Source organism: Curtobacterium sp. NPDC089689, from assembly GCF_044749145.1.
Lineage (GTDB): Bacteria > Actinomycetota > Actinomycetes > Actinomycetales > Microbacteriaceae > Curtobacterium.
Map to the genome: position 1 here is coordinate 664790 of NZ_JBIVHJ010000003.1, position 23966 is coordinate 688755.

General features: G+C 72.4%; 21 protein-coding genes and 2 tRNA genes. 3 read left to right on the forward strand and 20 right to left on the reverse strand.

Annotated features, from left to right (window positions below; all coding sequences use genetic code 11):
• Position 1: 1 nt before the first annotated feature.
• From murA to leuC, 3 genes are read right to left on the reverse strand one after another with little or no spacing between them, the layout of a single operon-like run.
• The gene (gene murA, locus ACIPYW_RS14650) at positions 2 to 1369 is read right to left on the reverse strand and encodes a UDP-N-acetylglucosamine 1-carboxyvinyltransferase (protein WP_290131437.1); all 1368 of its coding nucleotides are present in this window, start codon (positions 1367 to 1369) and stop codon (positions 2 to 4) included.
• The gene (gene leuD, locus ACIPYW_RS14655; protein ID WP_400414734.1) at positions 1369 to 1965 is read right to left on the reverse strand and encodes a 3-isopropylmalate dehydratase small subunit; all 597 of its coding nucleotides are present in this window, start codon (positions 1963 to 1965) and stop codon (positions 1369 to 1371) included. The genes murA and leuD overlap by 1 nt, the downstream gene beginning before the upstream one ends.
• Positions 1965 to 3434, reverse strand: a complete 1470-nt coding sequence (leuC, locus tag ACIPYW_RS14660) for a 3-isopropylmalate dehydratase large subunit (RefSeq protein WP_400414735.1) — start codon at positions 3432 to 3434, stop codon at positions 1965 to 1967. The genes leuD and leuC overlap by 1 nt, the downstream gene beginning before the upstream one ends.
• Positions 3435 to 3640: 206 nt before the next feature.
• Here leuC and ACIPYW_RS14665 point away from each other — a divergent pair, with 206 nt between their 5' ends.
• Positions 3641 to 4708 carry an FUSC family protein gene (locus ACIPYW_RS14665; RefSeq protein ID WP_400414737.1) on the forward strand — a complete coding sequence of 356 codons (1068 nt, stop codon included), beginning with the start codon at positions 3641 to 3643 and terminating at the stop codon, positions 4706 to 4708.
• A gap of 82 nt (positions 4709 to 4790) precedes the next feature.
• On the opposite strand, the gene ACIPYW_RS14670 is transcribed toward ACIPYW_RS14665, so the two are convergent.
• The 3 genes from ACIPYW_RS14670 to ACIPYW_RS14680 are packed head-to-tail and all read right to left on the reverse strand — an operon-like array spanning position 4791 to position 6198.
• Positions 4791 to 5396 (reverse strand): histidine phosphatase family protein, encoded by a 606-nt coding sequence (locus ACIPYW_RS14670; protein WP_400414739.1) that lies wholly within the window; start codon positions 5394 to 5396, stop codon positions 4791 to 4793.
• Positions 5393 to 5767, reverse strand: a complete 375-nt coding sequence (gene crcB, locus ACIPYW_RS14675) for a fluoride efflux transporter CrcB (protein ID WP_400414741.1) — start codon at positions 5765 to 5767, stop codon at positions 5393 to 5395. The genes ACIPYW_RS14670 and crcB overlap by 4 nt, the downstream gene beginning before the upstream one ends.
• The gene (locus ACIPYW_RS14680) at positions 5764 to 6198 is read right to left on the reverse strand and encodes a fluoride efflux transporter FluC (RefSeq protein WP_400414743.1); all 435 of its coding nucleotides are present in this window, start codon (positions 6196 to 6198) and stop codon (positions 5764 to 5766) included. The genes crcB and ACIPYW_RS14680 overlap by 4 nt, the downstream gene beginning before the upstream one ends.
• Before the next feature lie 109 nt (positions 6199 to 6307).
• On the opposite strand from ACIPYW_RS14680, the gene ACIPYW_RS14685 reads away from it, so the two are divergent.
• Positions 6308 to 7168, forward strand: a complete 861-nt coding sequence (locus ACIPYW_RS14685; RefSeq protein WP_400414745.1) for a RimK family alpha-L-glutamate ligase — start codon at positions 6308 to 6310, stop codon at positions 7166 to 7168.
• Between the two features lie 13 nt (positions 7169 to 7181).
• Here the strand turns inward: ACIPYW_RS14685 and ACIPYW_RS14690 are convergent, their stop codons facing one another.
• From ACIPYW_RS14690 to ACIPYW_RS14750, 13 genes are all read right to left on the reverse strand, one after another.
• Complete coding sequence (locus ACIPYW_RS14690; protein ID WP_400414746.1) at positions 7182 to 7589, reverse strand: RidA family protein; 408 nt, start codon at positions 7587 to 7589, stop codon at positions 7182 to 7184.
• 51 nt (positions 7590 to 7640) lie between these two features.
• Complete coding sequence (locus tag ACIPYW_RS14695; RefSeq protein WP_400414748.1) at positions 7641 to 9980, reverse strand: GNAT family N-acetyltransferase; 2340 nt, start codon at positions 9978 to 9980, stop codon at positions 7641 to 7643.
• A complete protein-coding gene (locus tag ACIPYW_RS14700) occupies positions 9977 to 11410 on the reverse strand; it encodes a lysine N(6)-hydroxylase/L-ornithine N(5)-oxygenase family protein (protein ID WP_400414750.1) in 1434 nt (477 codons plus the stop codon). The genes ACIPYW_RS14695 and ACIPYW_RS14700 overlap by 4 nt, the downstream gene beginning before the upstream one ends.
• Entirely contained in the window at positions 11407 to 12930 is a 1524-nt protein-coding gene (locus ACIPYW_RS14705; protein WP_400414751.1) for a pyridoxal phosphate-dependent decarboxylase family protein, read from the reverse strand. The genes ACIPYW_RS14700 and ACIPYW_RS14705 overlap by 4 nt, the downstream gene beginning before the upstream one ends.
• Before the next feature lie 83 nt (positions 12931 to 13013).
• A complete protein-coding gene (locus ACIPYW_RS14710) occupies positions 13014 to 14336 on the reverse strand; it encodes a reverse transcriptase family protein (protein WP_400414754.1) in 1323 nt (440 codons plus the stop codon).
• Positions 14337 to 14605: 269 nt separating this feature from the next.
• Positions 14606 to 14681 (reverse strand) — tRNA-Glu (locus tag ACIPYW_RS14715).
• Between the two features lie 70 nt (positions 14682 to 14751).
• A tRNA-Glu gene (locus ACIPYW_RS14720) sits at positions 14752 to 14827 on the reverse strand.
• Positions 14828 to 14986: 159 nt separating this feature from the next.
• Complete coding sequence (locus tag ACIPYW_RS14725; RefSeq protein WP_400414756.1) at positions 14987 to 15622, reverse strand: MBL fold metallo-hydrolase; 636 nt, start codon at positions 15620 to 15622, stop codon at positions 14987 to 14989.
• A 109-nt stretch (positions 15623 to 15731) separates the two neighbouring features.
• Entirely contained in the window at positions 15732 to 16751 is a 1020-nt protein-coding gene (locus tag ACIPYW_RS14730; protein WP_400414758.1) for a LacI family DNA-binding transcriptional regulator, read from the reverse strand.
• Between the two features lie 20 nt (positions 16752 to 16771).
• On the reverse strand, positions 16772 to 17215 hold the full coding sequence (locus ACIPYW_RS14735; protein ID WP_400414760.1) for a hypothetical protein: 444 nt from the start codon (positions 17213 to 17215) through the stop codon (positions 16772 to 16774).
• Positions 17216 to 17220: 5 nt separating this feature from the next.
• Positions 17221 to 18132, reverse strand: a complete 912-nt coding sequence (locus tag ACIPYW_RS14740) for a carbohydrate ABC transporter permease (protein ID WP_290131421.1) — start codon at positions 18130 to 18132, stop codon at positions 17221 to 17223.
• A complete protein-coding gene (locus tag ACIPYW_RS14745) occupies positions 18129 to 19103 on the reverse strand; it encodes a carbohydrate ABC transporter permease (RefSeq protein ID WP_290134219.1) in 975 nt (324 codons plus the stop codon). The genes ACIPYW_RS14740 and ACIPYW_RS14745 overlap by 4 nt, the downstream gene beginning before the upstream one ends.
• A gap of 147 nt (positions 19104 to 19250) precedes the next feature.
• On the reverse strand, positions 19251 to 20540 hold the full coding sequence (locus ACIPYW_RS14750) for an ABC transporter substrate-binding protein (protein WP_400414762.1): 1290 nt from the start codon (positions 20538 to 20540) through the stop codon (positions 19251 to 19253).
• Between the two features lie 325 nt (positions 20541 to 20865).
• Here ACIPYW_RS14750 and ACIPYW_RS14755 point away from each other — a divergent pair, with 325 nt between their 5' ends.
• Entirely contained in the window at positions 20866 to 22200 is a 1335-nt protein-coding gene (locus ACIPYW_RS14755) for a glycosyltransferase (protein WP_400414764.1), read from the forward strand.
• Positions 22201 to 22586: 386 nt separating this feature from the next.
• On the opposite strand, the gene ACIPYW_RS14760 is transcribed toward ACIPYW_RS14755, so the two are convergent.
• Positions 22587 to 23903: a glycosyltransferase family 2 protein gene (locus tag ACIPYW_RS14760; protein WP_400414766.1), complete on the reverse strand. Its 1317-nt coding sequence runs from the start codon at positions 23901 to 23903 to the stop codon at positions 22587 to 22589.
• Positions 23904 to 23966: the final 63 nt, after the last annotated feature.

The window sequence follows — 23966 nt, forward strand, 5'->3', positions numbered from 1 at the left end:
CTCAGCCGGCGAAGTCGAAGTCGGCGCCGAGCTTGCGGAGCTTCGGGATGAAGTGCTCGTAGCCCCGGCTGATGATGCCGACGTTGGAGATGCGCGACTCGCCCTCGGCGGTCAGCGCCGCGATGAGGTGGCTGAAGCCACCGCGGAGGTCCGGCACGCGGACGTCCGCGGCGTGGAGCGTGGTCGGACCGGTGATGACCGCGGCCTGCTCGAACGGGCGGCGGGCGACGCGACGGTCGTGTCCGGGCAGCCCCTCCTTGTGGACGACGATGTCGGCGCCCATCTCGTTCAGCGCGTCGGTGAAGCCGAAGCGGTTCTCGTAGACGGTCTCGTGCACGATGCTCTGGCCGTCCGCCTGCGTGAGTGCCACGATGAGCGGCTGCTGCCAGTCCGTCATGAACCCGGGGTGCACGTCCGTCTCGACGACCACGGGGCGGAGGACCTCGCGCTCGCGGTAGAAGCGGATGCCGTCCTCCTGGATGTCGAACCCGCCGCCGACCTTGCGGAAGACGTTGAGGAACGTCATGAGCTCCTGCTGCTTCGCGCCCTCGACGAAGATGTCGCCGTTGGTCGCGAGCGCGGCCGAGGCCCAGCTCGCGGCCTCGTTGCGGTCGTTGATCGCGCGGTGCGTGTAGCCGCGGAGCGACTCGACGCCCTCGATGAAGATCGTGCGGTTCGGCTCGACCGTGACGATCGCGCCCATCTTCTGCAGGATCGCGATGAGGTCCATGATCTCGGGCTCGATCGCGGCGTTGCGGAGCTCGGTGACGCCCGTGGCGAGGACGGACGAGAGCAGCACCTGCTCGGTCGCGCCGACGCTCGGGTAGGGCAGCTCGATCTTCGCGCCGCGCAGACCGTCCGGTGCCGTGAGGTGGATGCCGTTGACCTGCTTGTCGACCACGGCACCCATCGCCCGGAGGGCGTCGAGGTGGAAGTCGATCGGGCGGTCGCCGATGCGGCAGCCGCCGAGGTCGGGGATGAACGCCTCGCCGAGCTTGTGCAGCAGCGGGCCGCAGAACAGGATCGGGATGCGGCTCGACCCGGCGTGCGCGTCGATCTCGGCGAAGTGCGCCGACTCGACGTTCGACGGGTCGAGGATGAGCTCGCCTCGTGCAGGATCCGTGATGCGCACGCCGTGGACCTCGAGCAGGCCGCGGACGACCTTGACGTCCGAGATGTCCGGGACGTCCTTGAGGATCGACGGGGTGTCGCCCAGGAGTGCCGCCACCATGGCCTTCGTCGCGAGGTTCTTGGCCCCGCGGACCTCGATGCGTCCCACGAGCGGCTTGCCGCCACGGATGACGATCTCGTCCGACTTGAGCCCCACGCGAGCCCCAGCGGCTGCGGCGTCCTGTACGAGAGAGTTCACTACTTCACCGGCAATGTCTTCGGCCGCCAACGGGAGCGGCGGGATTCGAACTCCGTGATCGCGGTCTCGTCACGGAGGGTGAGCCCGATGTCGTCGAGCCCTTCCATCAACCGCCAACGAGTGTAAGCGTCGATCTCGAAGGGCACGTTCACATCGCCCAGCGACACGCGCTGCGCCTCGAGGTCGACCGTCGCGGAGACCCCGGGGTTCCGCTCGATCTCGGCCCAGAGCGCCTCGACTTCCGATTCGGTCACGATCGCCGTGACGAGCCCCTGCTTGCCGGCGTTGCCCTTGAAGATGTCCGCGAACCGGGACGACACGACGACCTGGAACCCGAAGTCGCGGAGCGCCCAGACGGCGTGCTCGCGGGACGATCCGGTGCCGAAGTCGGGCCCGGCGACCAGGACCTTCGCGCCCTGGTACTCGGGCTGGTTCAGGACGAAGTCGGGGTCCTGGCGCCATCCGGCGAACAGGGCGTCCTCGAAGCCGGTCTTCGTGACGCGCTTGAGGTAGACCGCGGGGATGATCTGGTCGGTGTCGACGTTCGAGCGCTTGAGCGGCGCGGCGATCCCGGTGACGGTGGTGATCTTCTCCATCAGAACTTCCCCTCGGTGGCGGTGGCGGTGGCGGTGGCGGCCGTCGCCGCCGCGATCGCATCGTCGGTCTCCAGGTCCCACGGGCTCGACAGCGTCCCGCGCACGGCCGTGGCGGCGGCGACGAGCGGCGACACGAGGTGGGTCCGCCCGCCCTTGCCCTGCCGGCCCTCGAAGTTGCGGTTCGAGGTGGAGGCGCAGCGCTCCCCCGGCGCGAGCTGGTCGGGGTTCATGCCGAGACACATCGAGCAGCCGGCGAACCGCCACTCGGCACCGAAGTCCGTGAACACCTTGTCCAGCCCCTCGGCCTCGGCCTCGAGCCGGACGCGCGCGGAGCCCGGCACCACCATCACGCGGACACCGGGTGCCTTCGTGCGGCCCTGGATGATCGACGCGAAGGCCCGGAGGTCCTCGATGCGGGAGTTCGTGCACGAGCCCATGAACACCGCGTCGACGGCGATGTCCTTCATCGGCGTGCCGGCCTGCAGGTCCATGTACTCCAGCGCGCGGGACGCGGCGGCCTGGTCGTTGGGGTCGCTGTAGTCGGACGGGTCCGGCACGTTCTCGGACAGGGAGACGCCCTGACCGGGGTTGGTACCCCAGGTGACGAAGGGCTCGAGCTCGTCCGCGTCGATGAACACCTCGGCATCGAACACCGCGTCGTCGTCGGTGCGCAGGGTCTCCCAGTACGCGACGGCGTCGTCCCAGTCCTGCCCGGTCGGCGCGTGGTCGCGGCCCTGCACGTAGTCGTAGGTGGTCTGGTCGGGAGCGACCATGCCCGCGCGGGCGCCGGCCTCGATCGACATGTTGCAGATCGTCATGCGGCCCTCCATCGAGAGCGCGCGGATCGCGGAGCCGCGGTACTCGAGCACGTAGCCCTGCCCGCCGCCGGTGCCGATCTTCGCGATGACCGCCAGGATGATGTCCTTCGCCGTCACGCCGGGGCGCAGGGTGCCCTCGACCGTGATCGCCATCGTCTTGAAGGGCTTGAGCGGCAGGGTCTGCGTCGCGAGGACGTGCTCGACCTCGGACGTCCCGATGCCGAACGCCATCGCGCCGAACGCGCCGTGGGTCGACGTGTGGGAGTCGCCGCACACGACGGTGATGCCGGGCATCGTCAGGCCGAGCTGCGGACCGACCACGTGGACGATCCCCTGCTCCTCGTCACCGAGCGAGTGCAGGCGAACGCCGAACTCCGCGCAGTTGCGCCGGAGCGTCTCGATCTGGGTGCGGCTCGTCGGGTCGGCGATGGGCCGGTCGATCGCGAGGGTCGGCGTGTTGTGGTCCTCGGTCGCGATCGTCAGGTCGAGGCGTCGCACCGGCCGGCCGGCCTGGCGCAGACCGTCGAACGCCTGCGGGCTCGTGACCTCGTGCACGAGGTGGAGGTCGATGTAGAGGAGGTCCGGCTTGCCGTCCTCGCCCTTGACCACGACGTGGTCGTCCCACACCTTCTCGGCGAGCGTCTTTCCCATCGGCCCGGCCCTTCCTCGTTGACGTCGGTACGCCGCTGTCGCGGCTCGGTCCGCCGAGTCTAGCAGGTTGGTATACCAACGTGCGTCCGCACTGCCTGGAGGCCCGTGGCGGGCCCCGCCACGAGCCTCAGGGCGGGTTGCCCCCACCGCCGGGAGGCACGGCGCGGGTCGGCGACACCCGTCGCGGTGGGAGGATGGGTCACGACATGACGACACCTGCGCACTCGACCCGGACCGTGAACCTCGAGGGCGCAGCACGCGCCGCGATCGCCGGTGGCGCACCGCTCGCCGTGCTCATCGCCCTCGGGATGCCCGGCTACGCGGCGTTCGCGATGTTCGCCGGGTTCACCGCGATCTTCGGTGCGACCGAGCCCTACCGGCAGCGCGCCGTCACGACGGGTGTCGCCGGGGCACTGCAGACGGTGTGCATGCTCGCGGGCGTGGGCGTCGCGCTCCTCGGGCACCCGCTCTGGCTGCAGGCGGTCGGACTCGTGGTCGTGCTCGTCGTCGCCGTGTGCACGCTCACCGTGCTCCGGACGATCCCCGCACAGCCGATCTTCCCGGTGTTCGCGTTCGTGGTGTCCGCGCTCGTGCCGCTCCGGCCGGCCGACGTCCCGACGGTGCTGGTGGTCATCATCTGCTCGGTCGCGTGGGCGTGGGCGGTGGCGATGTCGGGCGCCGTGCTCCGACGGGTGCTCCACCCGCGGGCACCGCACCGGTTCCGGCCGCTCGCGCCGCGGAAGCACCGCTCCCTCGACGTCCTCCGCACCCCGGCACTCCGTGAGACCGTCGCCCTCAACGTCGTCGGGTCGCTCGTGGCGGGTGGCATCGCCGAGGCGCTCCCCGGGCTCGGGCACCCCTACTGGGCGGTGATCGCGGTCGTGTCCACGCTCCCGGCGCTCCGGCAGCGGCACACGCTCCGCCGTGCGTGGCAGCGTGTGATCGGGACCGTCGGCGGAACGGTCATCGCGGTCGGCATCCTGCTGCTCGAGCCGAGCGTGTGGTGGATCGTCGTGATCGCCGTGGTGGGGCAGTTCTTCGCCGAGATCTTCGTCGCGCGGCGGTACGCCGTGACGCTGCTCTTCCTCACGCCGCTCGCCCTCGCGGTGTCGTGGCTGAGCCTGCCCGAGGCGCCGGAGCTCCTCGCGCTCGACCGCATCGCGCAGACCGTGCTCGGGGCGCTCGTCAGCGTGGCGCTGCTCCTCGTCGGACGCGCGATCGAACGTCGCCGGGGCCGTCCGCTGGGTGCGACGAGCGCGATCCCGACCGTCTGAGGCGGACGCGCGGAACCAGGGTCCGGACACAGCACCGCGCCATCCCGCGGTGTGGTGTCCGGACCCTGGTTCCGGCGGGAGTTCAGTCGCGCGGCTCCACGTTCCAGGAGTCGATGACGGGGCGGCCGTGCTCGTAGCCGAGCGAGCTCACCGTCGCGGTGCCGAGCTTGAGCACCGCCCCGTCCTGCGGCGCCAGACGGATCCAGGCGGCCCCGAGCGCGCGGAGGACGTGTCCGTGCGCGACCACGATCGCGTCGTCACCCTCGGCGAGCACCGGACGGACACGGTTCAGGACGCGCTCGACGCGGACCCGGACCTCGGCGGCGTTCTCACCGGGTGTCTCGCCGGCGGGGACCCCGTCGGTCCAGAGGTCCCACGGGCCGTGACGCAGCACCTTGATCTGCGGGGTCGTCAGTCCTTCGTAGGCGCCGTAGTCCCACTCGTAGAGGTCCTCGTCGAGCTCCGGGTCCACCCCGACCAGCTCCGCGGTGCGTCGAGCGCGCTGCAGGGGGCTCGACAGCGCGAGCGCGAAGGTGCGGTCCGCGAGGTACCGGCCGGCTCGCTCCGCCTGCTCGACACCGTTCTCGGTGAGCGGGATGTCGGTGCGGCCGGTGTGCTGCCCGCTCTTCGACCACTCCGTCTCTCCGTGACGGACGAGGACGAGTTCGCCGGGGCGTTCCGAGGTCATGTGTTCCTTCCGATGAGCAGGCCGAGCGCGGCTGCGCCGACCGAGACGACGAGCATCCCGAGGCCGTTCAGGACGGCGAGCCGGGGCTTGCCGGATCGGAGGAGCTGCACGGTCTCGACGCTCGCCGTCGAGAACGTCGTGTACCCACCCATCATGCCCGTCCCGAGCACGGCGACCACCGGGAGGGCCAGCGCTCCGGACTGTCCCGCCCCGGTGAGGACGCCGAGCACGAGCGATCCGGAGACGTTGATGACGAGCGTGCCGAGCGGGAACCCGGTCACCCGCGCCTTCACGGCACCGTCGAGCACGAAGCGCAGGGCAGCCCCCACCCCGCCCCCGACCGCGATGACCAGGAGTTCGAGCGGGTTCACGAGGCACCCCCCGCACGACGCGGCCGCAGCACCGCGGCGAGCCACAACCCGGCGACGACCGCCGCGAGTCCGAGCACGACCGACAGGAGCGCGTAGCCGCTCCCTGCCGCCCAGCGACCAGCGTCGAGCAGCTGCGCGGTGTCGTCCGCGAGGGTGCTGTACGTCGTGAAGCCGCCGAGCACGCCCGTCCCGACGAACAACCGGAGACCGCGGCGCCGGCCGACGTCGGGACCGCGGTGCGCGAGGGCCTCGAGCAGCAGCCCGAGGCAGAACGCTCCGACGACGTTGATCACGAGGATCGTCCAGCTGATGCCGTCGCCCGGTGGGAACGCAGCGGCGAGCAGCGCACGGAGGCCGGTGCCGATCGCACCGCCGACGGCGACGAGGCCGAGGGAACGCCAGCGGAGGTGGACGGGTCGGTCGTGGGGCACGGGTCTCCTTTCGAGGGACGACGGCGCGGGCACGGGCACGGGCACGGGCACGGAACCGCGGCGGGTGCACTGTAGCGCGCCGCGTACTCGGAGCCGCCACACTGGCGGAGTGCGCATCTCCACCCTGGCCTGGGTCACCACCGCCCCCGCTCGCGGACTCGACGAGGACGAGGACCTCGCGCTCGCGGCACTCCGACGGACGGGTGTCACCGTCGACGTCGTGGACTGGGACGATCCCGACGTCGACTGGTCCGCCCACGACCGGGTCGTCCTGCGGTCCACCTGGGACTACGACGACCGACTCGACGAGTTCGTCGCGTGGCTGCACCGGGTGGAGCAGCAGACCGAGCTCGTCAACCCGCTGCCCGCGGTCCTCTGGAGCACCGACAAGCAGTACCTCGGCGAGCTCGCCGACGCCGAGGTCCCGATCACGCCGACCACCTTCGTCCGACCCGGCGAGACCCCGGCGTTCCCCGACGGCCGGTTCGTCGTGAAGCCCGCGGTGGGCGCCGGGAGTCGCGGGGCGGCGGCGTACGGGCCGACGCAGCACGGCGCTGCCGCCGACCACGTGCGGGCGCTGCACGACGCCGGCCAGGTCGTGCTCGTCCAGCCGTTCGTGCACTCCGTCCCGGTCGAGGGCGAGTGGCCGCTCGTGTTCCTCGGCGGCACGTACAGCCACGCGGCGAGCAAGCGGGTCGCCCTGCCCGAGGCCGCGCTCATCGAGGACCTGTTCGCCGCCGAGGTGAACGCACCGCACGTGGCGACGGCCGAGCAGGTCGAGGTCGCCCGGGCAGCCGTGGCCGTCGTCACCGCCCGGTTCGGCGTCCTGCCGTACGCCCGGGTCGACCTCGTCCGCGCGGACGACGGGTCCTCGCTCGTGCTGGAGGTCGAGCTCGTCGAACCCTCGCTCTTCCTGCCCCAGGCCGACCCGGGCGCCGCTGACCGACTCGCGGCGGCACTGACCGGCTGACGCCGGGCACCGCTCAGTCGACGACCGCTGCGACCGCCTCGATCTCCACGAGCTGGTCGTCGTACCCGAGCACGGTGACGCCGAGCAGCGTGCTCGGCACGTCGTGGTCGCCCATCGCCCGCCGCACGACCTCCCACGCCGTGACGAGGTCCGCCTGCCGCGACGACGCGACGAGCACCCGGGTGCTGATGAGGTCCTCGACCGACGCCCCCGCCGCGGCGAGCGCCGTCCGCAGGTTCGCGACGCACTGTCCGGCCTGTCCGGCGTGGTCCCCCACAGCCACGGTCCGACCGTCGGCGTCGAGGGGGCAGGCTCCGGCGAGGAACACGAGCCGTGCCCCCGCCGGTGCCGTCGCGGCGTACGCGTACTCCGCGACGTCGCTCAGCGCTGCGGACCGGATGAGCTGCACGGCGGAGGGCATGGTCCGACCCTGCCAGGCTCCCGGTGGCAGCGCCAGGCCGACGCCCCGCCGTCAGCGACGTCCGATCGGGTTCGGCATCCGCCCCGCCCGGATGAGCGACTCCGTCTGCCCGGTCAGGTCGACCATCTGCACGGTGTTCTTCAGCTGCAACCGGTTCAGGCACGAGTGCTCGAAGTCCGGCGCGCGGAGGTCGATCGGCCGCGCCCGTCCGACTGCGGCAGCGTCCACGCACTCCCCGACGAGCCGCCAGAACACCGCACCCGGCAGCACCCCGTCCTCGTCGAGGATCGCTGCGAGGTACCGGAGCACCCCGTCGAACACGTCGGTGAACACGCCGAGCGCCGCTTCGTCGTCGTCCACCGGCTGCACGATCCGCTCGGTCCCCACCGGCACCGGGACGTCCCCGACGACCACGACCTCCTCCCCGATGTCCTTCATGAACACCCGGGACACCGCCCCGTCGCGCAGGACGAGCACGAGGTTCTCGCCGTGCGGCATGAACAGCAGCTGGTGCTCGGTGAGGCAGTGGACGACCGGCTGCAGGTAGGCGTCGAGGTACCGGCGCACCCACGTGGCCGCGTCCAGCCCGGACTGCTCGACGAGGGCCGCGGCGACGGACCGGCCCCGAGCGTCCCGGTGCAGCAGTGCGGCCATCGTGATCGGCCGCTCCCCGGGATGGAGCAGGGGCACCGGGCTCTCGCGCCAGAGCGCGGCGAGCATCTTGCGCTGCGGCGAGACCACGTCGACGCGGTGGTAGGCGTCGCCGGTGTAGCCGATGGCGGCGTGCTCGCGGAGCACCGAGAACCCGGCGTCGGCGAGCACCGGGTCACCGGAGACCAGCTCGGCGACCCAGTCGTTCACGGCCGGCGCGCTCCGCATGTACGCGGGTGACATCCCGCGGAGGAACCCCATGTTCTGCACGGCGAGCGCCGTCTTCACGTACGAGCGCTCCGGACGCGACCGGTTGAACGCCGTGCGGACGGACTGCTGCGGCTGGTGGTCGTCCGGTCCCTCGCCGAGGTCGACGAGGTCCTGCCGGCCGAGGTCCGGCGCGAACGTGACGGCGATCCGGTGCTGCCACTGCCACGGGTGCACCGGGAACCACGTGTACTCGTCCGGGTCGAGCCCGCGTCGTTCGAGCGTGTCCCGGAACCGGTCGACGGTGGCCGGGTCGAGTTCGGCCTGCCAGTGGGCTTCCTCGGTGCGGCCCGCGGCGAGCGCCAGGTGCGTGTGCTTCCGGCGGGCGGCGAGCCACCGGTAGCGGAAGCGGCCGCCGGACTCCGGCGCGTAGGCCCGGTACTCGTCGAGTCCGAACCCGATGCGGCCGTTGGCGGCGACGAACGCGGGGTGCCCCTCGGTCATCGCGGCCTCGGCGTCCTGGAACGACGCGACGACGTCGCCGTCCGTCCGGCCGCGGGCGAGTTGTGCGGCGGACGGTCCACCGCGGCGGTGCTTCGCGGCGGCGCTCGCGAGGGTCGACGCGATCTCCTCGAGGTAGGTGCCGAGGAGCTCGTCGGGGATGCCGAGGACGTGGTGCAGGGCGAGCACGAGGTCCTGTGCGTCGAGCGGAGCCGGGCGGCCGTCGCGGGTGCGGGTGAGCGACGTCTCGTCGATCGACCAGTGCTCGAGCGCGTGCACGCGGGCGCGGAAGCGGTAGGTCGAGTCGCCGGCGTCGAGCACCCACTCCCCGCCGTCCGGGCGCGGACTCACCAGTCGCTCGTGGGTGAACTCGGCGATCGCCTTCGCGACGAGGTGCCGCTCGGCCGGCTCGAGGTGCTCGGGGCGGAGGTGCGCCGCCGGACCGTCGTCGTCGGGCACCCCGATCCGTGCCGTGTCGAGCACCGACAGCATCGCCCGCTTGCCGTCGACGTCGACCACGCGGAGCGCCCGGAACCCGACCTCGGCGTTCTTCCGCTGCACCGCCGTGTTCCGGACGTCCGGCTCGATCACGACCCGGCGAGCGCCGAGCGCGTCACGGCAGTGCTCGACGACGGCGCGCATCACGGCGGTGGTGAGGCCGTGCACCCGGCCGCCGCCCGGTGCGGTGTCGGCGGGCGGCGGCGCGACGAGCAGGTGCATCCCGACGTCGCCGGGTACGGCGTCCCACACGTCGGTCAGCAGCACCACGGCCGGGTCGTACGTCTCGGCGTACGCGATCGGCGCACCGTGTCGGAGGAGCAGCCAGCCCTGCTGCGCGGGGTCGTCCTGCACAGCGCGCAGGGACGCGCGCACCGCCGGGACGTCGTGGTCGGACATCCCCCACCACACGGACGCCGGGTGTGCGAGCCACGTCTGGACGACGGCGGCGTCGCGGTCCGGGTCGACGGGCTGGACGGACGGGAGGCCCGTGGCGGCGTCCGCCGTGTCGGCGAGCGTCGCGGGGGCGCTCACGCCGAGACCCCCGCAGTCGCGCGGCGAGCGGCCGCGGCCGCGCCGTCCACCGGTCGGGCGGTCGCCGGCGCGTCGGTGGTGACCCGCGGCTGTGGCGCCGGCCGCCCACCGGGCAGGCCGAACTCCTGGAAGGCGATCCGTTCCTCCAGGCCGTACACGGTTCGCCCCGTGACGGACCGGATGATCGACGCGTTCCGCCACGCGCCCATGCCGAGGTCTGGGGCGGTGAGGCCGTGCGTGTGCTCCTCGGCGTTCTGCACCCAGAGGCGGCCGCCGAGCGTGTCGACGTGGAGGTCGCGCGCGACCGCGAACCGACCGCGGTCGTCTCGGGCCACGAGGTGCTCCACCGGGGCGAGGAACCCGGGCGTGCGTGGGCGGTAGCCGGTGGCGAGGACGAGCCGGGCGACCTCGTGGGTCGCCTCCGTGCCGAGCTGTCCGTGCCGCAGGGTCAGGCGGTAGCGGTCGCGGTCGGGGAGCCACTCGGCGGCGACGACGCTCGTGTCGGTCCGGAGGGTCGTCGGGACGGGGCCGCGCGCACTGATGCGGTAGAGCGTGTCGTAGACCTCGTCGACGAGGTCGGCGCTGATGCCCTTGTACAGCCCGCGCTGTTCGCGCCCGAGTCGGTCGCGGACCTCGCGTGGCAGGCCGTGGAAGTGGTCGGTGTACTCCGGGCTGGTCATCTCGAGGGTGAGCTTGGTGTCCTCCATCGGGAAGAACCGGGGCGAGCGGGTGATCCAGTCGAGGTGGTACCCGCCGTCGCGGATGCCCTCGAGGAGGTCGCGGTAGACCTCGGCGGCGGACTGCCCGCTGCCGATGACCGCGATCGAGTCGGCGCGGCGGAGGTCGTCGCGGGCGTGGAGGTACCCCGCGGAGTGCACGACGGGGCCGCCGAGCCCCTGCAGCGCCTCGGGCACGGCGGGCTCGGTGCCGACGCCGAGCACGACGTGGCGGGCCCGGTAGCGCTCCGGTCCGTCGGCCGTCTCGGCGTGCACGGTGAAGGTGTCGGTGGCCTCGTCGTGCTCGACCGCGACGACCCGACGGCCCCATCGCAGGGTGTCGAGTCGGTCCGCTGCCCAGCGGCAGTAGGCGTCGTACTCCATGCGCAGGGGGTGGAAGTCCTCGCGGATGTAGAAGGGGTAGAGCCTGCCGGTCTCCTTGAGCCAGGCGAGGAACGTGAACGGCGACGTCGGGTCAGCCATCGTCACGAGGTCGGCGAGGAACGGGACCTGGATCGTGGCGTCGTCGAGCATCATGCCGTGGTGCCAGGCGAAGCCGTCGGCCTGGTCGAGGAACACGGCGTCGAGGTCGTCGAGCGGGTCGGTGAGGCAGGCGAGACCGAGGTTGAACGGTCCGATGCCGATGCCGACGACGTCGTACACGGCGTCCGTGGTGCCGGTGCTCGTGGTGCTGGTGCCGGTGCTGGCGGTCATCGCGCGGCTCCCGTCGTCTGGGCGGCATGGTGGGCGGCGTGCTGGGCGGCGTGCTGCGCTGCCCGCATCTCGGCGTGCAGCCGTCCGGCCGTCGCGGTCACGTGGTCGAGCGCCGCGGCGACCTGCTCCGCGCTCGTCCCGGGGTTCAGCAGCGTCAGCTTGTTGCACGGTCGGCCGTCGATCACGGTCTTCGCGACGAGCACCCGTCCCTCGGCCAGGAGCGCAGCCCGGAGCGGGGCGACGAGGGTGTCCGCCTCGTCGTCGGTCACGTCGTCCGGCTGCCAGCGGAACAGCACGGTGCTCAGCTGCGTCCGGGCGACGAGCTCGAGGTCGGGGTGTCGTCGGACGTGTTCGTGCACCAGGGCGGCGACGTCGAGCACGGTGTCGAACGCCCGCCCGATCGCGGCGGCCCCGCTCGCCCGGAGCGTCGCCCAGAGCTTCAGCGCGTCGAGCCGGCGGGTCGTCTGCAGGGACTTGTCGACCTGGTTCGGCTCCACGGCGTCCTCAGGGTTGAGGTAGTCGGCGTGCCACGCGGCGCGTCGGAGGTCCGCCGGCTCCCGGACGAGCAGTGCGCTCGAGGACACCGGCTGGAAGAACGACTTGTGGAAGTCCGCCGTGACGCTCCGAGCTCGTTCGATGCCGGCGAGCAGGTGTCGGCGCGTCGGGGACACGAGCAGCCCGCAGCCGTACGCGGCGTCGACGTGGAGCCAGACGCCCTCGAGGTCGCACACGTCGGCGATCGGCTCGAGCGGGTCGATGCAGCCGCGGTCGGTGGTCCCGGCGGTGGCGACGACGGCCATCGGCACACGACCCTCGCGGCGGGCGTCGGCGACCGCGTGGGCCAGGGCGTCCGGGCGTATCCTGCCGGAGGGGTCCGTCGCGACGTCGACGACCGCGTGCTCCGGCAGCCCGAGGACCATCGCGGACTTCCGGACACTGAAGTGGCTCGACGCGGTGGCGAACACGACGAGGTCCTCGAGCACCGGCCGGCCACGCCGCCCGGTCACGGCGGGCGCGCTGGTCGCGGCCTGGCGGGCGAGCAGCAGGGCGTGCAGGTTCGACTGCGACCCACCGGAGGTGAAGACCCCGTCGCCGTCCGCGAACCCGATCGTCTCCGCGGCCCATCGGACCACCCGGCGTTCGATCTCGGTGCCGATGCGCGACTGGTCCCACGTGTCGACGGAGGGGTTGACCGCGGCGAGCACGGCCTCGGCGGCGACCGCGGGCAGGGCAACGGGGCAGTTGAGGTGTGCGAGCGAGTCGGGGTGGTGGAACCAGACCGCCTCGGCGCTGAAGAGCCGGTCGACCTCGTCCACAGCGGCCTCGGCGGTGCCGAGCGGGGTGTCGAGGTCGACCGCGGCGATCCGGTCGCGGAGCTCCGGTGCCGGGGTGTCGGTGGTGGGCGAGGACACCGTGGCGAACCGGTCCGCCGTGCGGGCGACGGTGGCCTGCACGACCTCGCGGTACCGGTCGGCGCGGTCGGTGTCGAGGATTTCGAGCTGAGGTGTAACGCTGTTCACGTTAGGTAAGGCTAACCTCACTTCTCGTTGAAGAGAACCTCGAACGGAGGAAGAACGGTCGTTCCACCCTGGGGCCCGGATCGTCAGCCCCAGTCGATCCGGTCGAACTCCGCCCGGAGCCGCGCCGCTCGCCCGGGGTGCGTCTGCCCGATCCATCCGATACGGCCGAGCAGGTGCGCGCGGAACTCCGGGTGGCCGTCCCGGTTCTGTGAGTCCGGACCGGACCGGACGCAGTTGTGCAGGATCGCGTGCAGTCGGTCGACCTCGGCGCGGCCGGGCGACAGCCGGTCGTTGACGACCACGCCGGTGACCGACTGCCGGACCCCGCGACGCCGGACCCGGGTCTTGTGCGGGTTGACCGCGTGGCCCTGGTCCCGCACGATCCGCTCGACCCCGGCGACGAACGCCCCCACCCGGGCTGCGAGTGCCGCTCCCCCGCTGAACGTCAGGTCGTCGGCGTACCGCGTGTACGTCGCTCCGGCAGCAGCGGCCCACCCGGCGAGGCGGGCGTCGAGGTGCCGGAGCACGAGGTTCGCGAGCGCCGGCGAGGTCGGCGCGCCCTGCGGCAGGTGCGCCTCGGCCAGGGCACGGCGCAGCGCGGACCGTTCGTCGACGGAGCCGGCGCCACCGCTCGGCATCGCACGCAACACGTGCTGCGGGACCTCGTGCACGCACAGCCCGGTGAGCACGTGCGCCAGCGGCTCCGCGAGCCCGGCGCGCCGGAACACGCCGTACACGCTCGGCGCCCGCACCGTGGCGAAGAACGCGGTGAGGTCCATCGTCACGACGACCTCGGTCCCGACGTGGAGCGCCGCACTCGTCACGACGCTCCTCCCGGGGACGAAGCCGTGCGCCGCCTCGTGCACCGGCAGGGTCGCGAGCAGCTCGTCGAGGACCGTCCGCTGCGCCCGGCGGAGCAGGTGCATCGGCGCTTCGAGCAGCCGGGGCGTCCGGCCGGGACGGACCGTCCACGTGTGCCGGTAGTGGTGCAGCGGACCGTCGGGGTCCGCACGCCGGTTCCACCCCTTCGTGTCCGCGAGCCAGAGGAGCCGACCCACCGTCAGGTCGAGCGCGTGAGCGAGTTCGGGCAGTGTGTCGACGACCAGCGGCCCCTCGACGTGCCGTCCGGCCCGGACCGGGGCGACCCGCCGCGCGAGGACGGCCACCGGGCGACGACCGATCCGCCGCGCGTGCTCGGAGACGAGCCGGGGCGTCGTGACGAGCACGTCGGCGAGGGCTCGGGGCGCGTCCGTCGGCGGTCGGGGGAACGCCTCGAGTGCGGCCACGACGGCAGCGCCGACGAACGACCGCTCGGGTCCGACCACGTCGTGACCCGCCGCCCGGAGCATCGCGAGGTCCCAGCCCTCGGCCGCGAGGAACCCGTCGGCGAGGGCGACCGCGATCACGTCGAGGGGCGTGGCGTTCCCGGGGGACCCGTCGGTGCCTCCGTGCGGCAGCGCGCGCGGAGCGCGCCCGCCCGCTCGGGGCGTGGTGTCCTGCTGGTCCTGCGTACCCCGGGGTGACCCCGGAGAGGACGACGCACCGCGTACGTCATCCGCCTCCCCCGGGAACTCCACGCGCTCACCGTACGCGAGACCGGTGACGACGCGCCGCCGGGGCTGCACCGCTCGCGGAACGACGAACGCCCCGCTCCTGCAGGAGCGGGGCGTTCCGGTGGTGACCCCAGCGGGATTCGAACCCGCGTTACCGCCGTGAGAGGGCGACGTACTAGGCCGCTGTACGATGGGGCCGTGGTCCTGCTCGGGAGCGGGACGCACTCGTTGTCGGACTCGGAATGAGCCACCTGTGGTGACCCACTGCTGGTGACCCCAGCGGGATTCGAACCCGCGTTACCGCCGTGAGAGGGCGACGTACTAGGCCGCTGTACGATGGGGCCGTTCCGACAACTCGACAAGTATGGCACAGCGCTCGCTCCGCGCCAAAACGAGGCGTGTCGCCCGGGTGTGCCGTCGATCCGCGGCCCGGCCACGACGTGACGCGGCGGTGCGTGACGGACGGGAGGCGCGCCTCCAGGCCGTCTCACCGCGACCGTCCGTCAGACGGTCGTCGTGTCGCCGGGGGCGAGCACGGTCACGGCACCGGCGGGCTCGACGACCTCGCGGAGACGGCCGACGTGCATGCCGAGGCCGACCTCGGAGAGGGTCGCCTCGTGGATCGGGTACGCCCGGCTCGGCGCGATCGCGGCGACCCAGTCCATGAGCTCGCCGATCTGCAGCCAGGGTGCGCCGATCGGGGTGGCGAGCACCTCGACCGGGACGGCGGGGACCGTGTAGGCGTCGCCGGGGTGGAAGAGCCGTCCGTCGACGAGCACGCCCGTGTTGTCGATCACGGGGATGCTCGAGTGGATGACGTTGTGCCGGCTTCCGTGGAACGTGAGGTCGAACGGTCCGACGGTGCGGGCCTCCCCGTCGGTGACCACGTCGACCCGGATGCCATCGTCCGCGAGCGCATCCGCGACCCCCGGGGGGCCAATGACGACGGCGCCGGGGTTCGCGGCGAGGATCCGCTGGACCTGCTCGGGCGTGACGTGGTCGGGGTGGGCGTGCGTGACGACGACGCCCACGACGCCCGTGGTGTCGACCGGCCGGGTGAGGTTCCCCGGGTCGAGGACGAGCCGGGCCCGGTCGCGGGTGAGCACCTGGCACGCGTGTTCGAGCTTCGTGACCTCCATGCCCGCGACCCTACGCGCGGGCTCGTCACCGCGGCGGCGCTGCGCGTCACCGCGGCGGCGCTGCGCGTCACCGCGGCGGCGCTGCACGTCACCGCGGCGGCGCTGCACGTCACCGCGGCGGTGCCGTCGTCCCCCGCACCACGAGCTCCGCGGTCGCCGGCCCGAGCGGCTCCGACCCGTGCCCCTCGACCTCCGCGAGCACGGCACGCGCAGCCGTCCGTCCCTGCGCCTCCGGGTCCTGCGCGATCGTGGTCAGGCCCACGGTCGCGCCGTACTCGTGGCCGTCGACCCCGATCACGGAGAGGTCCTCGGGGACCCGGAGACCGGCACGCTGCGCCGCGAACAGGAGTCCCAGGGCCATCTCGTCGGACGCGCAGAACACCGCCGTGGGTCGCGCGGAGCCGGACCCGGAGCCGACGCCGGCGCCGAGCAGCGCGGCGCCGGCGTCCGCTCCGCCCGCGAACGAGAAGCGGCCGTCGACCATCCACTCGGGCCGGACGTCGCAGCCCGCGGCCGTCATGGCGTCGACGAACCCGTCGTGCCGCAGGTACGGGACGGCGACGTTCATCCCGTCCTCGTCCTGACCGCCCATGTACGCGATCGACCGGTGCCCCAGTGACGCGAGGTGCTGCACGGCGAGGTGCGACACCACCGCGTCGTCGACCCCGACGTTCCGCAGCCCCGGAGCCGGTCCGCCGATGACGATCATCGGGTGGCGGGTGAGTTCGAGCTCGGTCCGCTCGGTCTCGTCGAGCACGAGCGACAGCAGCACGAGGGCGTCCACCCGGTGCCGGAGCATCGAGCGTCGGAACGCTCGGTCGCGGTCGCCCCCGGCCCCGCCGAGGTTGTACAGCACCAGGTCGTGCCCGGCCCGGCGGAGCTCCGCGTCGACCCCGCCGAGCGCCTTGACGTAGAACCACCGGTCGATCACCGGGACGACGACACCGACGGCGCGCTGCCGGCCGGTGGCGAGGCCGGCCGCCGCCGAGCTCGGGACGTACCCGAGCTCGTCGGCGACCCGTCGCACCTGGTCGATCGTCGGTCCGGCCACCGACGGCAGGCCGCGCAGCGCGCGGGACACCGTGGACTTCGACAGTCCGGTGACGGTGGCGATCTCCTGGATGCCCATGGGTCCGGCCTGGAGGCGCGTCACCCGTCCGCCGGGCGACCCGCGGCCCCCGAGCGGCTGGCCGGGGCGACCGGTGCGACCGAGGCGGACCGGACGACGCCGGTCGGGCGCGCGTCGCGGCCGAGCCGACGCCCGCGGGCCGCGACCTCGTCCCAGCCGACGTGCGCGTGCCCGTCCGGTGCGGTCGGTGCGCGGCGGACCGGCGCGGCCCGCCCGGGGACCGCACCGGCGCCGTCGACCTCGCCGGTGGCCTCGTGGTGCCGCCGGAGCACGGACACCCGCCAGCGGTCGAGCAGCACGATCGCCACGACGGCCGCCAGCAGGGTGAGGGCCCAACCGAGCGCCGGCCGTCCCGTGACCTCGCAGAACACGGTCACCCCGAGGAACAGGACGCCGAAGGTGCCGACGAAGCCGATCGCCTCCTCGATCCGGGCGGTGGGACGGGTGGGGCCGCGCTGTGCCATCGTCGTCAGCCCTTCACGCCGCCGGCGGTGAGGCCGGCCACGATGCGCCGCTGGAACACGAGCACGAGGATGACCAGCGGGATCGTCACGATCGTGCCGGCCGCCATCACCGCCGTGTAGGGCTCCTGGTGCGGCTGCGACCCGGCGAAGGACGCGATCGCGACCGTGACCGGCTGGGTGGCGTCCGAGGACAGCTGGGACGAGATGAGGTACTCGTTCCAGGAGGAGATGAACGCCAGGATCGCGGTGGTGAACACGGCGGGGGCGGCGAGCGGCATGATGATCCGTCGGAACGCCTGGATCCGCGTGCAGCCGTCGATGCGGGCCGCCTCCTCGAGGTCCCAGGGCATCTCCCGGAAGAAGCTCGCGAGCGTGTACACCGTCAGGGGCAGCACGAACGAGATGCTCGGCAGGATCAGGGCCTGGTACGTGCCCATCCAGCCGATGTCCGTGAAGAGCTGGAACAGCGGCGAGATGAGCGCGACGCCCGGGAACATCGACGCGGCGAGGATCGCACCGGCGATGAGCGACTTCCCCTTGAACTCGAGCCGTGCCAGCGCGTACGCGGCGCTCGTGCCGACGAGCAGCGCGATGACCGTCACGGTGATGCCGATGAACACACTGTTGAGCAGTGCGCGTCCGAGGTGGTTGCCGAGCGCGGTCGAGAACGCCGTCTCGTAGTTCGCGAACGTGAAGTGCGTGAACCACGGTGTCGGGTCGAACGTGAACCCGACGTCACGGAACGACGTCACGACCATCCAGTAGAAGGGCAGGAGGCACCACACGGCGATGACGACGGCCTGGATGCCGGTCCGGAGCTTCTGGCCGGTGTGGCGCTGGATCCGGACCTGGGTGCGGTCGACCTCGCGTTCACGGGGCCGCGTCGTGGAACGGGGCCGGTCTGCTGCGATGCTCATCGGAGTTCACCCTTCTGCTGGGCTGCCTGGGTCTGGACGACGTTCGCGCCGAGGAACCGGACGAAGATGAACGCGACGAGGAAGATCACGAGGAACGTGATCGTGGAGAGGGCCGACGCGGAGTTGAACCCCTGCCGGATCTGGTCGACGACGAGCACCGACAGCGAGACGGTCGCGTTGCCGGACCCACCACCACCGCCGGTCATGATCGCGATGAGGTCGTAGATGCGGAGGGCGTCGAGGACACGGAACAGCACCGCGACCATGAGCGCCGGCTTGACGAGCGGGAGCGTGATGTTCCAGAACCGCTGCATCGTCGACGCGCCGTCCATCTTCGCGGCCTCGTAGACCTCGTCCGGGATCAGCTGGAGCCCGGCGAGGATGAGGAGCGCCATGAACGGGGTCGTCTTCCACGTGTCGGCGATGATGATCGCCCACCGGGACGCCCACTCCCCCGAGAACCAGAGGACCTGGTGCCCGATGACGTGGTTGAGGACGCCGTTCGCGTCGAAGATGAAGTACCAGAGCTTCGCGGTGACGGCGGTCGGGATGGCCCACGGCACGAGGATCGCGGCGCGGACGAAGGCACGGCCCTTGAAGTTGCGGTTCATGATGATCGCCATCCACACGCCGATGACGGTCTCGAGGGCGACGGTCACGACCGTGAAGAAGAACGTGTTGCCCATCGCGGTCCAGAACTGGGACCCGAGGTTGCCGGGCGGGCAGGCGGTGTTGCCGCACTGCTGCCCCAGCCAGTGCACGTAGTTCGTGACCCCGGCGAAGCCGCCGGCCACGAAGAGCCCGGTCGCCTTGTCGAGACCGGCGTCGAGCTGGAACGACTGGATGACGGCACTGACGACGGGGTAGCCGATGACGATGGCGAGGAGCACGATCGTCGGGCCGATGAGGTACACGGCCCACCGGCCGTGCTCGGCGTTGAGGCCGCCCTTCCGCCGCTTCGGCGGCTCCATCCCCGTCGGGTTGGGGATGGCGGCGGGGATCTCGGTTGCTGCTGACACGTGACGGCCTCCTTGCCGGGTGTCGGGACGCGAGTGGAGGCGGAGGGGAGGCACGGTGCACGCTGGCACCGTGCCTCCCGTCCGACGCGGCGCGAGCCGCTAGTTGCTGTTGCCGCTGGTCGCCGTCTTCAGGGCGTCCTGCATGTCCTTCAGGGCTTCGTCGACGCTCTTCGAGCCCTTGAGGGCCGCGTAGGTGTTGTCCTGGATCGCCTTCGTCACGGCCGGGTAGAACGGCGTGACCGGGCGGGGCTCCGCGGACTCGATCGACTTCAGCAGGGTGGGCAGGTACGGCAGCTTGCTCGTCAGCTCGGAGTCGGTGTACAGGTCACCGACCACCGGGGCGAGCGAGCCCTGCGTGGCGAAGAACTTCTGCGTGTCGTTCGACTCCAGGAACTCGAGGAAGTCGTGCGCGGTCGCCTTGTGCTTCGAGTAGACGCTGATCGCGGCGTTGTGACCACCGAGGGTCGAGGCGCCGGTGCCGTCCTTGCCGGGGATCGGGGCGATGCCGAAGGTGTCCTTGACCTTCGACGAGCCGTCGGTCTTGGCGAGGTTGTAGACGTACGGCCAGTTGCGCAGGAACAGGAGCTTGCCGTTCTCGAACGCGGTGCGGCCCTGCTCCTCCTGGTACGTGATCGCCTCGGCAGGGATGTTGCCGTCCTTGAACGCGTCGACGAGGTTCTGCAGACCGGCCTTGGCGTCGGAGGTGTCGACGTCCGGAGAGCCGCTCTTGCTGAGCACCGAGCCGCCGGAGCCGTTGATCGCCTCGGAGGCGTTCACGGTGAGGCCCTCGTACTTCGCGAACTGTCCGGCGTAGCAGCCGATGCCGGCCTCCTTCGCGATGGAGCAGTCCTTCATCATCTCGTCCCACGTGGTCGGCGGGGTCTTGACGAGGTCCTTGCGGTAGTAGAGCAGCGCGCCGTCCGACGTCTGCGGAGCTGCGTACAGCGTGTCGTTGTACGTCGCGGTCTTCACCGTCGCCGGGAGGAGCTTCGACGTGTCGATCTTCATCTTGCCGGTGAGCGGCGTCAGCCAGCCCTTCGCGGCGAACTCCGCGGTCCAGACGACGTCGACGTCGACGACGTCGTAGTTCTCGTCCTTCGCCTGGAAGTGCTGCACGAGGTCGTCGTGCTGCTGGTCGGCCTGGTCGGACTGCTCCTTGAAGGTGACCTTCTCGTCCGGGTGCGCCTTGTTCCACTTGGCGATCAGCGGGCGGACGACGTTCGAGTTGTCCTTGCCCTGCACGTAGGTGATCGGTCCGCGGCTGTCCTGGCCGTTCTGGGCGTCGCCGGAGTTCGCGGACCCGCCGCTCGAGCAGCCGGTGAGCACGAGCCCGATCGCGGCGATGCCGGCGACCGAGGCGAACCGCACCTTGGCACGTGTTGTCTTCACGGGGTTGTCTCCTCATCGAGATCACCAGGAGCCCCGATCGGGTGCGATGACGCTGCCTGGAGCAGGCGGCGGTGCCTGCTGACGGAGGAAGCTACGCCCGCGAACGACGTTCCGCAACCGGTTGCATTGGTTCCGTGACCTGCTCGTGATGACCTTCCACCGGGAGGTTTCTGCGAATCTGCCGAAAGTGTGCGCTCACTCTCCCGTCGTTCCTGGGATCGTCACTGCGCGGGGTGCGGGGCACCGGTGCGGGGTTCCGCACGAACACCGCCGTCACCCGGTCGCGCCGTTGTCCGGTGCCCGCAGGCTCCGTAGCGTCGCGGACATGGCCCTGATCCCTCCCGTCACCGTGCCCGGCCCACGTCGGGTCGTCAGCCTCGACCTCGACGCGCCGCTCCCGGAGCTCGTCGCCGACCACCACGGCTCCTCGGCGCTCGTCGTCGGCTACCGCGGCGGGTTCCCGGTGACGACGCTCGACGTGCTCCTCACCGACGACCCCGCTGATGCCCGGCGCGCCGTCGAGCCGCTCGTGGCGCAGACCGCGGGGACCACGGCCGGCGCCGAGGCGTCGACGCCGGTGCCCGACGAGGACCTCCCGCTCATCTCGGTCGTCGTGTCGACGATCGTCGCGCGCATCGAGACCATCACGACGCTCCTGGCCGTCCTCGAGCAGCTCGACTACCCGCGGTACGAGGTCATCATCGTCGACAACCGCGTGAAGGTGCCGGCGGACGACCAGCTCCCCCGGATCCTCGAGGGGCACAACGTCCGCCTCGTCGTCGAGCGCCGCCCGGGGTGCTCGGCCGGGCGGAACGCCGGGGTCGCGGCGGCGAAGGGCGAGGTCATCGCCTTCACCGACGACGACGTCCGGATCAGCCCGCAGTGGCTCCGGATGATCGGCTCGCGGTTCGTCCGCGAACCCGCGCTGTCCGCGGTGACGGGGCTCATCCTGCCCGAGGAGCTCTCCACCCCCGCGCAGATCTGGTACGAGGCGTACTACGGCGGGTTCAGCGGCGAGCGCACCTTCGAGCCGGTCACCATCGTCCCCGACGACGTCCCCGGTGCGATGCGCAACGCCCGCGCCCGCGCGATCGCGCCCGACGGCCGCGTGCTGAAGCACTTCGCCGTGTACGGCATCGGCGGGTACGGAGCCGGCGCGAACTGGGCCGTCCGGACCTCGGCGTTCCGTGCCGCCGGCGGGTTCGACCCGGTGCTCGGCGCCGGGGTCCCCGCCCGCGGGGGTGAGGACCTCGCGATCTTCATCGACATCCTGTGGGGCGGCGGCCGGATCGGCTTCGAACCGAAGGCCGTCGTGCACCACACCCACCGTGCCGACCTCGAGGGGCTCCACCACCAGCTGCACTCGAACGGCGTCGGGTTCACCGCGCTCATGTGCGCGCTCATCGTGAAGGACCGACGGCACCTGACGGCCCTCACGCGGCTGATGCCGATCGCGGCGAAGGTCAAGCTCAAGCAGCTCGTCACCCGGCTCGCGGGCAAGCGGGACGCGGCTCCGGAGACCGTGACGGAGGCCTCGACCACGAGCATCCCGCGGTCCCTGGCGTACCACGAGTTCCGGGGCTTCCCGGCGGGTCCGGCCGCGTACCTGCGGAGCCGTCGGTTCTGGCGGGACGTCGAGGAGGGGCGCTTCCGCCCCTGAGCCGGCGCGGGGCGCTGTGGCGCGCCGCGCGGGACCGCTGTTGGACGACACGTCCGTCGTCGTACGACAGCGGACGTGTCGCTCCAGCGCGCGTGCAACACCGGCGCCCGCAACCAGCGACGCGGCCGTCGTCGTGCGACCGCGACGACGTCGATCCACAGCGGCCGCCGGAGCACCCGCGGTGCACTCGCGGCCCACCCGCCGCACCCACCCGCGATGGCCTGACACCGACGCGACGTCGCAACCGTCCCTCGCCGGTCCGTGCGGGCGCATCGTGCGACGATCCGCGCGTCGATCGACGTGCGGGACGTCGGAACGCGCGCGTTCCGTCGCCCGGCGGACCCGGACCCGCACCGACCCGCACCGGCTCCGCGCCCGCCCGATCGCTACCGCGCGGCGAGCCGCCCGCGCACGTACCGCCACGGGCCGCCGAGCGCCGCGGTGAGCTCCGCGCGCTTCAGTCCGGCCGTCGCGGCGCGGAACTCGTCGTCCACCGGCCACCCGCCGACCGAGTCCACCGCCGCCGACACCTGATCGGCACCACCCGCACCACCGTTGCCCTGGCCGAGCGCCCCGAGCTGCCGGAGCGCCCCCACGGCTCGCCGGAGCACGGCGACCGCGGTACCCGGGCGGGTCATCAGCTTCGCGACCCACGCCCCGAGCCCGGTGCCGTAGCCGAGGGCCTGGGAGCGCAGGGCCTCCCGATCGGCACGGTGCTTGTGCCACACGATCGCCGAGGGCTCGACGGCGAGCGCCCCACCGGAGAACAGCACCCGGGTGAACAGGTCGGGGTCCTCGCCGGCACGCGCGGGGGTGCCCGGACCGAGGGCGACGTCGAACCCGCCGAGTTCGAGGGCCGCAGCGCGACGGAGGGACATGTTCGCGCCGGTCCCGAACGCGCCGACCGAGAACGGGAAGAGCGGCAGGTCCGCGGGCGGCGCCGCGGTCCGGTACACGCGGCGCTCGGTGTTGCGCGCCCAGGTCACCCGCTCGTCGAAGTAGCGCTGCGTCGGCGTCCGGAGCTCACCGCTCGGCACGAGCCCGGTCACGCAGACGACGTCCGCGTTGCGGGCGTACGCCTCGGCGATCGCCGCTGCCCACCACCGATCGACGACCACGTCGTCGTCGACGAAGGCGACCACGTCGCCGGTGGCCGCCGCGAGACCGGCGTTCCGTGCGCGCGAGACCCCGGCACGGGCCTCCAGGACGTACTGCAGGCGAGGTTCCGTGAACGACGCGACCACGTCGCGGGTCGCGTGGGAGCTGGGTGCGTTGTCGACGACGATCACCTCGAGGTCGTCCCACTCGGACGCGAGCACCGAGGCGACGCAGCGGCGGACGTCGTCCGGTCGATCCCGGGTCGCGACGACGACGGTGATCCGACCGACGGTCGGACCCTGCGGGGCGGCCGGGAGGCTCGTGGTGCGCAGGGCGCGCAGCGCGCGTGCCGTCTCGGCCGGGTCGAGGGCACCGTCCGCGCCGACCGCGAGGTCGACGGAGCCCGCGAGTTCGCGGCCGTCCCGGACGAGGAGCCGCGCGCGGCGGAACCCCTCGGCCCCGGCGAGGACGACGGCGTCGGCCGCGAGCGCCTCGCCCCGGTCGACGGCACCGACCCAGGCGGCACCGGACCAGGTCGGTGCGTCCGCAGCGGGCATCGCGGGCTGCAGGGTGAGCACGCCGGTCATCGTGGGACGGTCGGTCATGCTCCGATGCTCCGGTGCTGTCGCGCGGCGGTCAACGACGGTCGCGCGCGGGTGCGCGGACCT

What these genes read in the sequence shown, in the direction of transcription:
- leuD (WP_400414734.1), bottom strand. Translation starts at nt 1,965, where the DNA reads ATGGAGAAGATCACCACCGTCACCGGGATCGCCGCGCCGCTCAAGCGC.
- leuC (WP_400414735.1), bottom strand. Translation starts at nt 3,434, where the DNA reads ATGGGAAAGACGCTCGCCGAGAAGGTGTGGGACGACCACGTCGTGGTC.
- ACIPYW_RS14665 (WP_400414737.1), top strand. Translation starts at nt 3,641, where the DNA reads ATGACGACACCTGCGCACTCGACCCGGACCGTGAACCTCGAGGGCGCA.
- ACIPYW_RS14670 (WP_400414739.1), bottom strand. Translation starts at nt 5,396, where the DNA reads ATGACCTCGGAACGCCCCGGCGAACTCGTCCTCGTCCGTCACGGAGAG.
- ACIPYW_RS14690 (WP_400414746.1), bottom strand. Translation starts at nt 7,589, where the DNA reads ATGCCCTCCGCCGTGCAGCTCATCCGGTCCGCAGCGCTGAGCGACGTC.
- ACIPYW_RS14700 (WP_400414750.1), bottom strand. Translation starts at nt 11,410, where the DNA reads ATGACCGCCAGCACCGGCACCAGCACCACGAGCACCGGCACCACGGAC.
- ACIPYW_RS14725 (WP_400414756.1), bottom strand. Translation starts at nt 15,622, where the DNA reads ATGGAGGTCACGAAGCTCGAACACGCGTGCCAGGTGCTCACCCGCGAC.
- ACIPYW_RS14730 (WP_400414758.1), bottom strand. Translation starts at nt 16,751, where the DNA reads ATGGGCATCCAGGAGATCGCCACCGTCACCGGACTGTCGAAGTCCACG.
- ACIPYW_RS14735 (WP_400414760.1), bottom strand. Translation starts at nt 17,215, where the DNA reads ATGGCACAGCGCGGCCCCACCCGTCCCACCGCCCGGATCGAGGAGGCG.
- ACIPYW_RS14740 (WP_290131421.1), bottom strand. Translation starts at nt 18,132, where the DNA reads ATGAGCATCGCAGCAGACCGGCCCCGTTCCACGACGCGGCCCCGTGAA.
- ACIPYW_RS14745 (WP_290134219.1), bottom strand. Translation starts at nt 19,103, where the DNA reads ATGGAGCCGCCGAAGCGGCGGAAGGGCGGCCTCAACGCCGAGCACGGC.
- ACIPYW_RS14755 (WP_400414764.1), top strand. Translation starts at nt 20,866, where the DNA reads ATGGCCCTGATCCCTCCCGTCACCGTGCCCGGCCCACGTCGGGTCGTC.
- ACIPYW_RS14760 (WP_400414766.1), bottom strand. Translation starts at nt 23,903, where the DNA reads ATGACCGACCGTCCCACGATGACCGGCGTGCTCACCCTGCAGCCCGCG.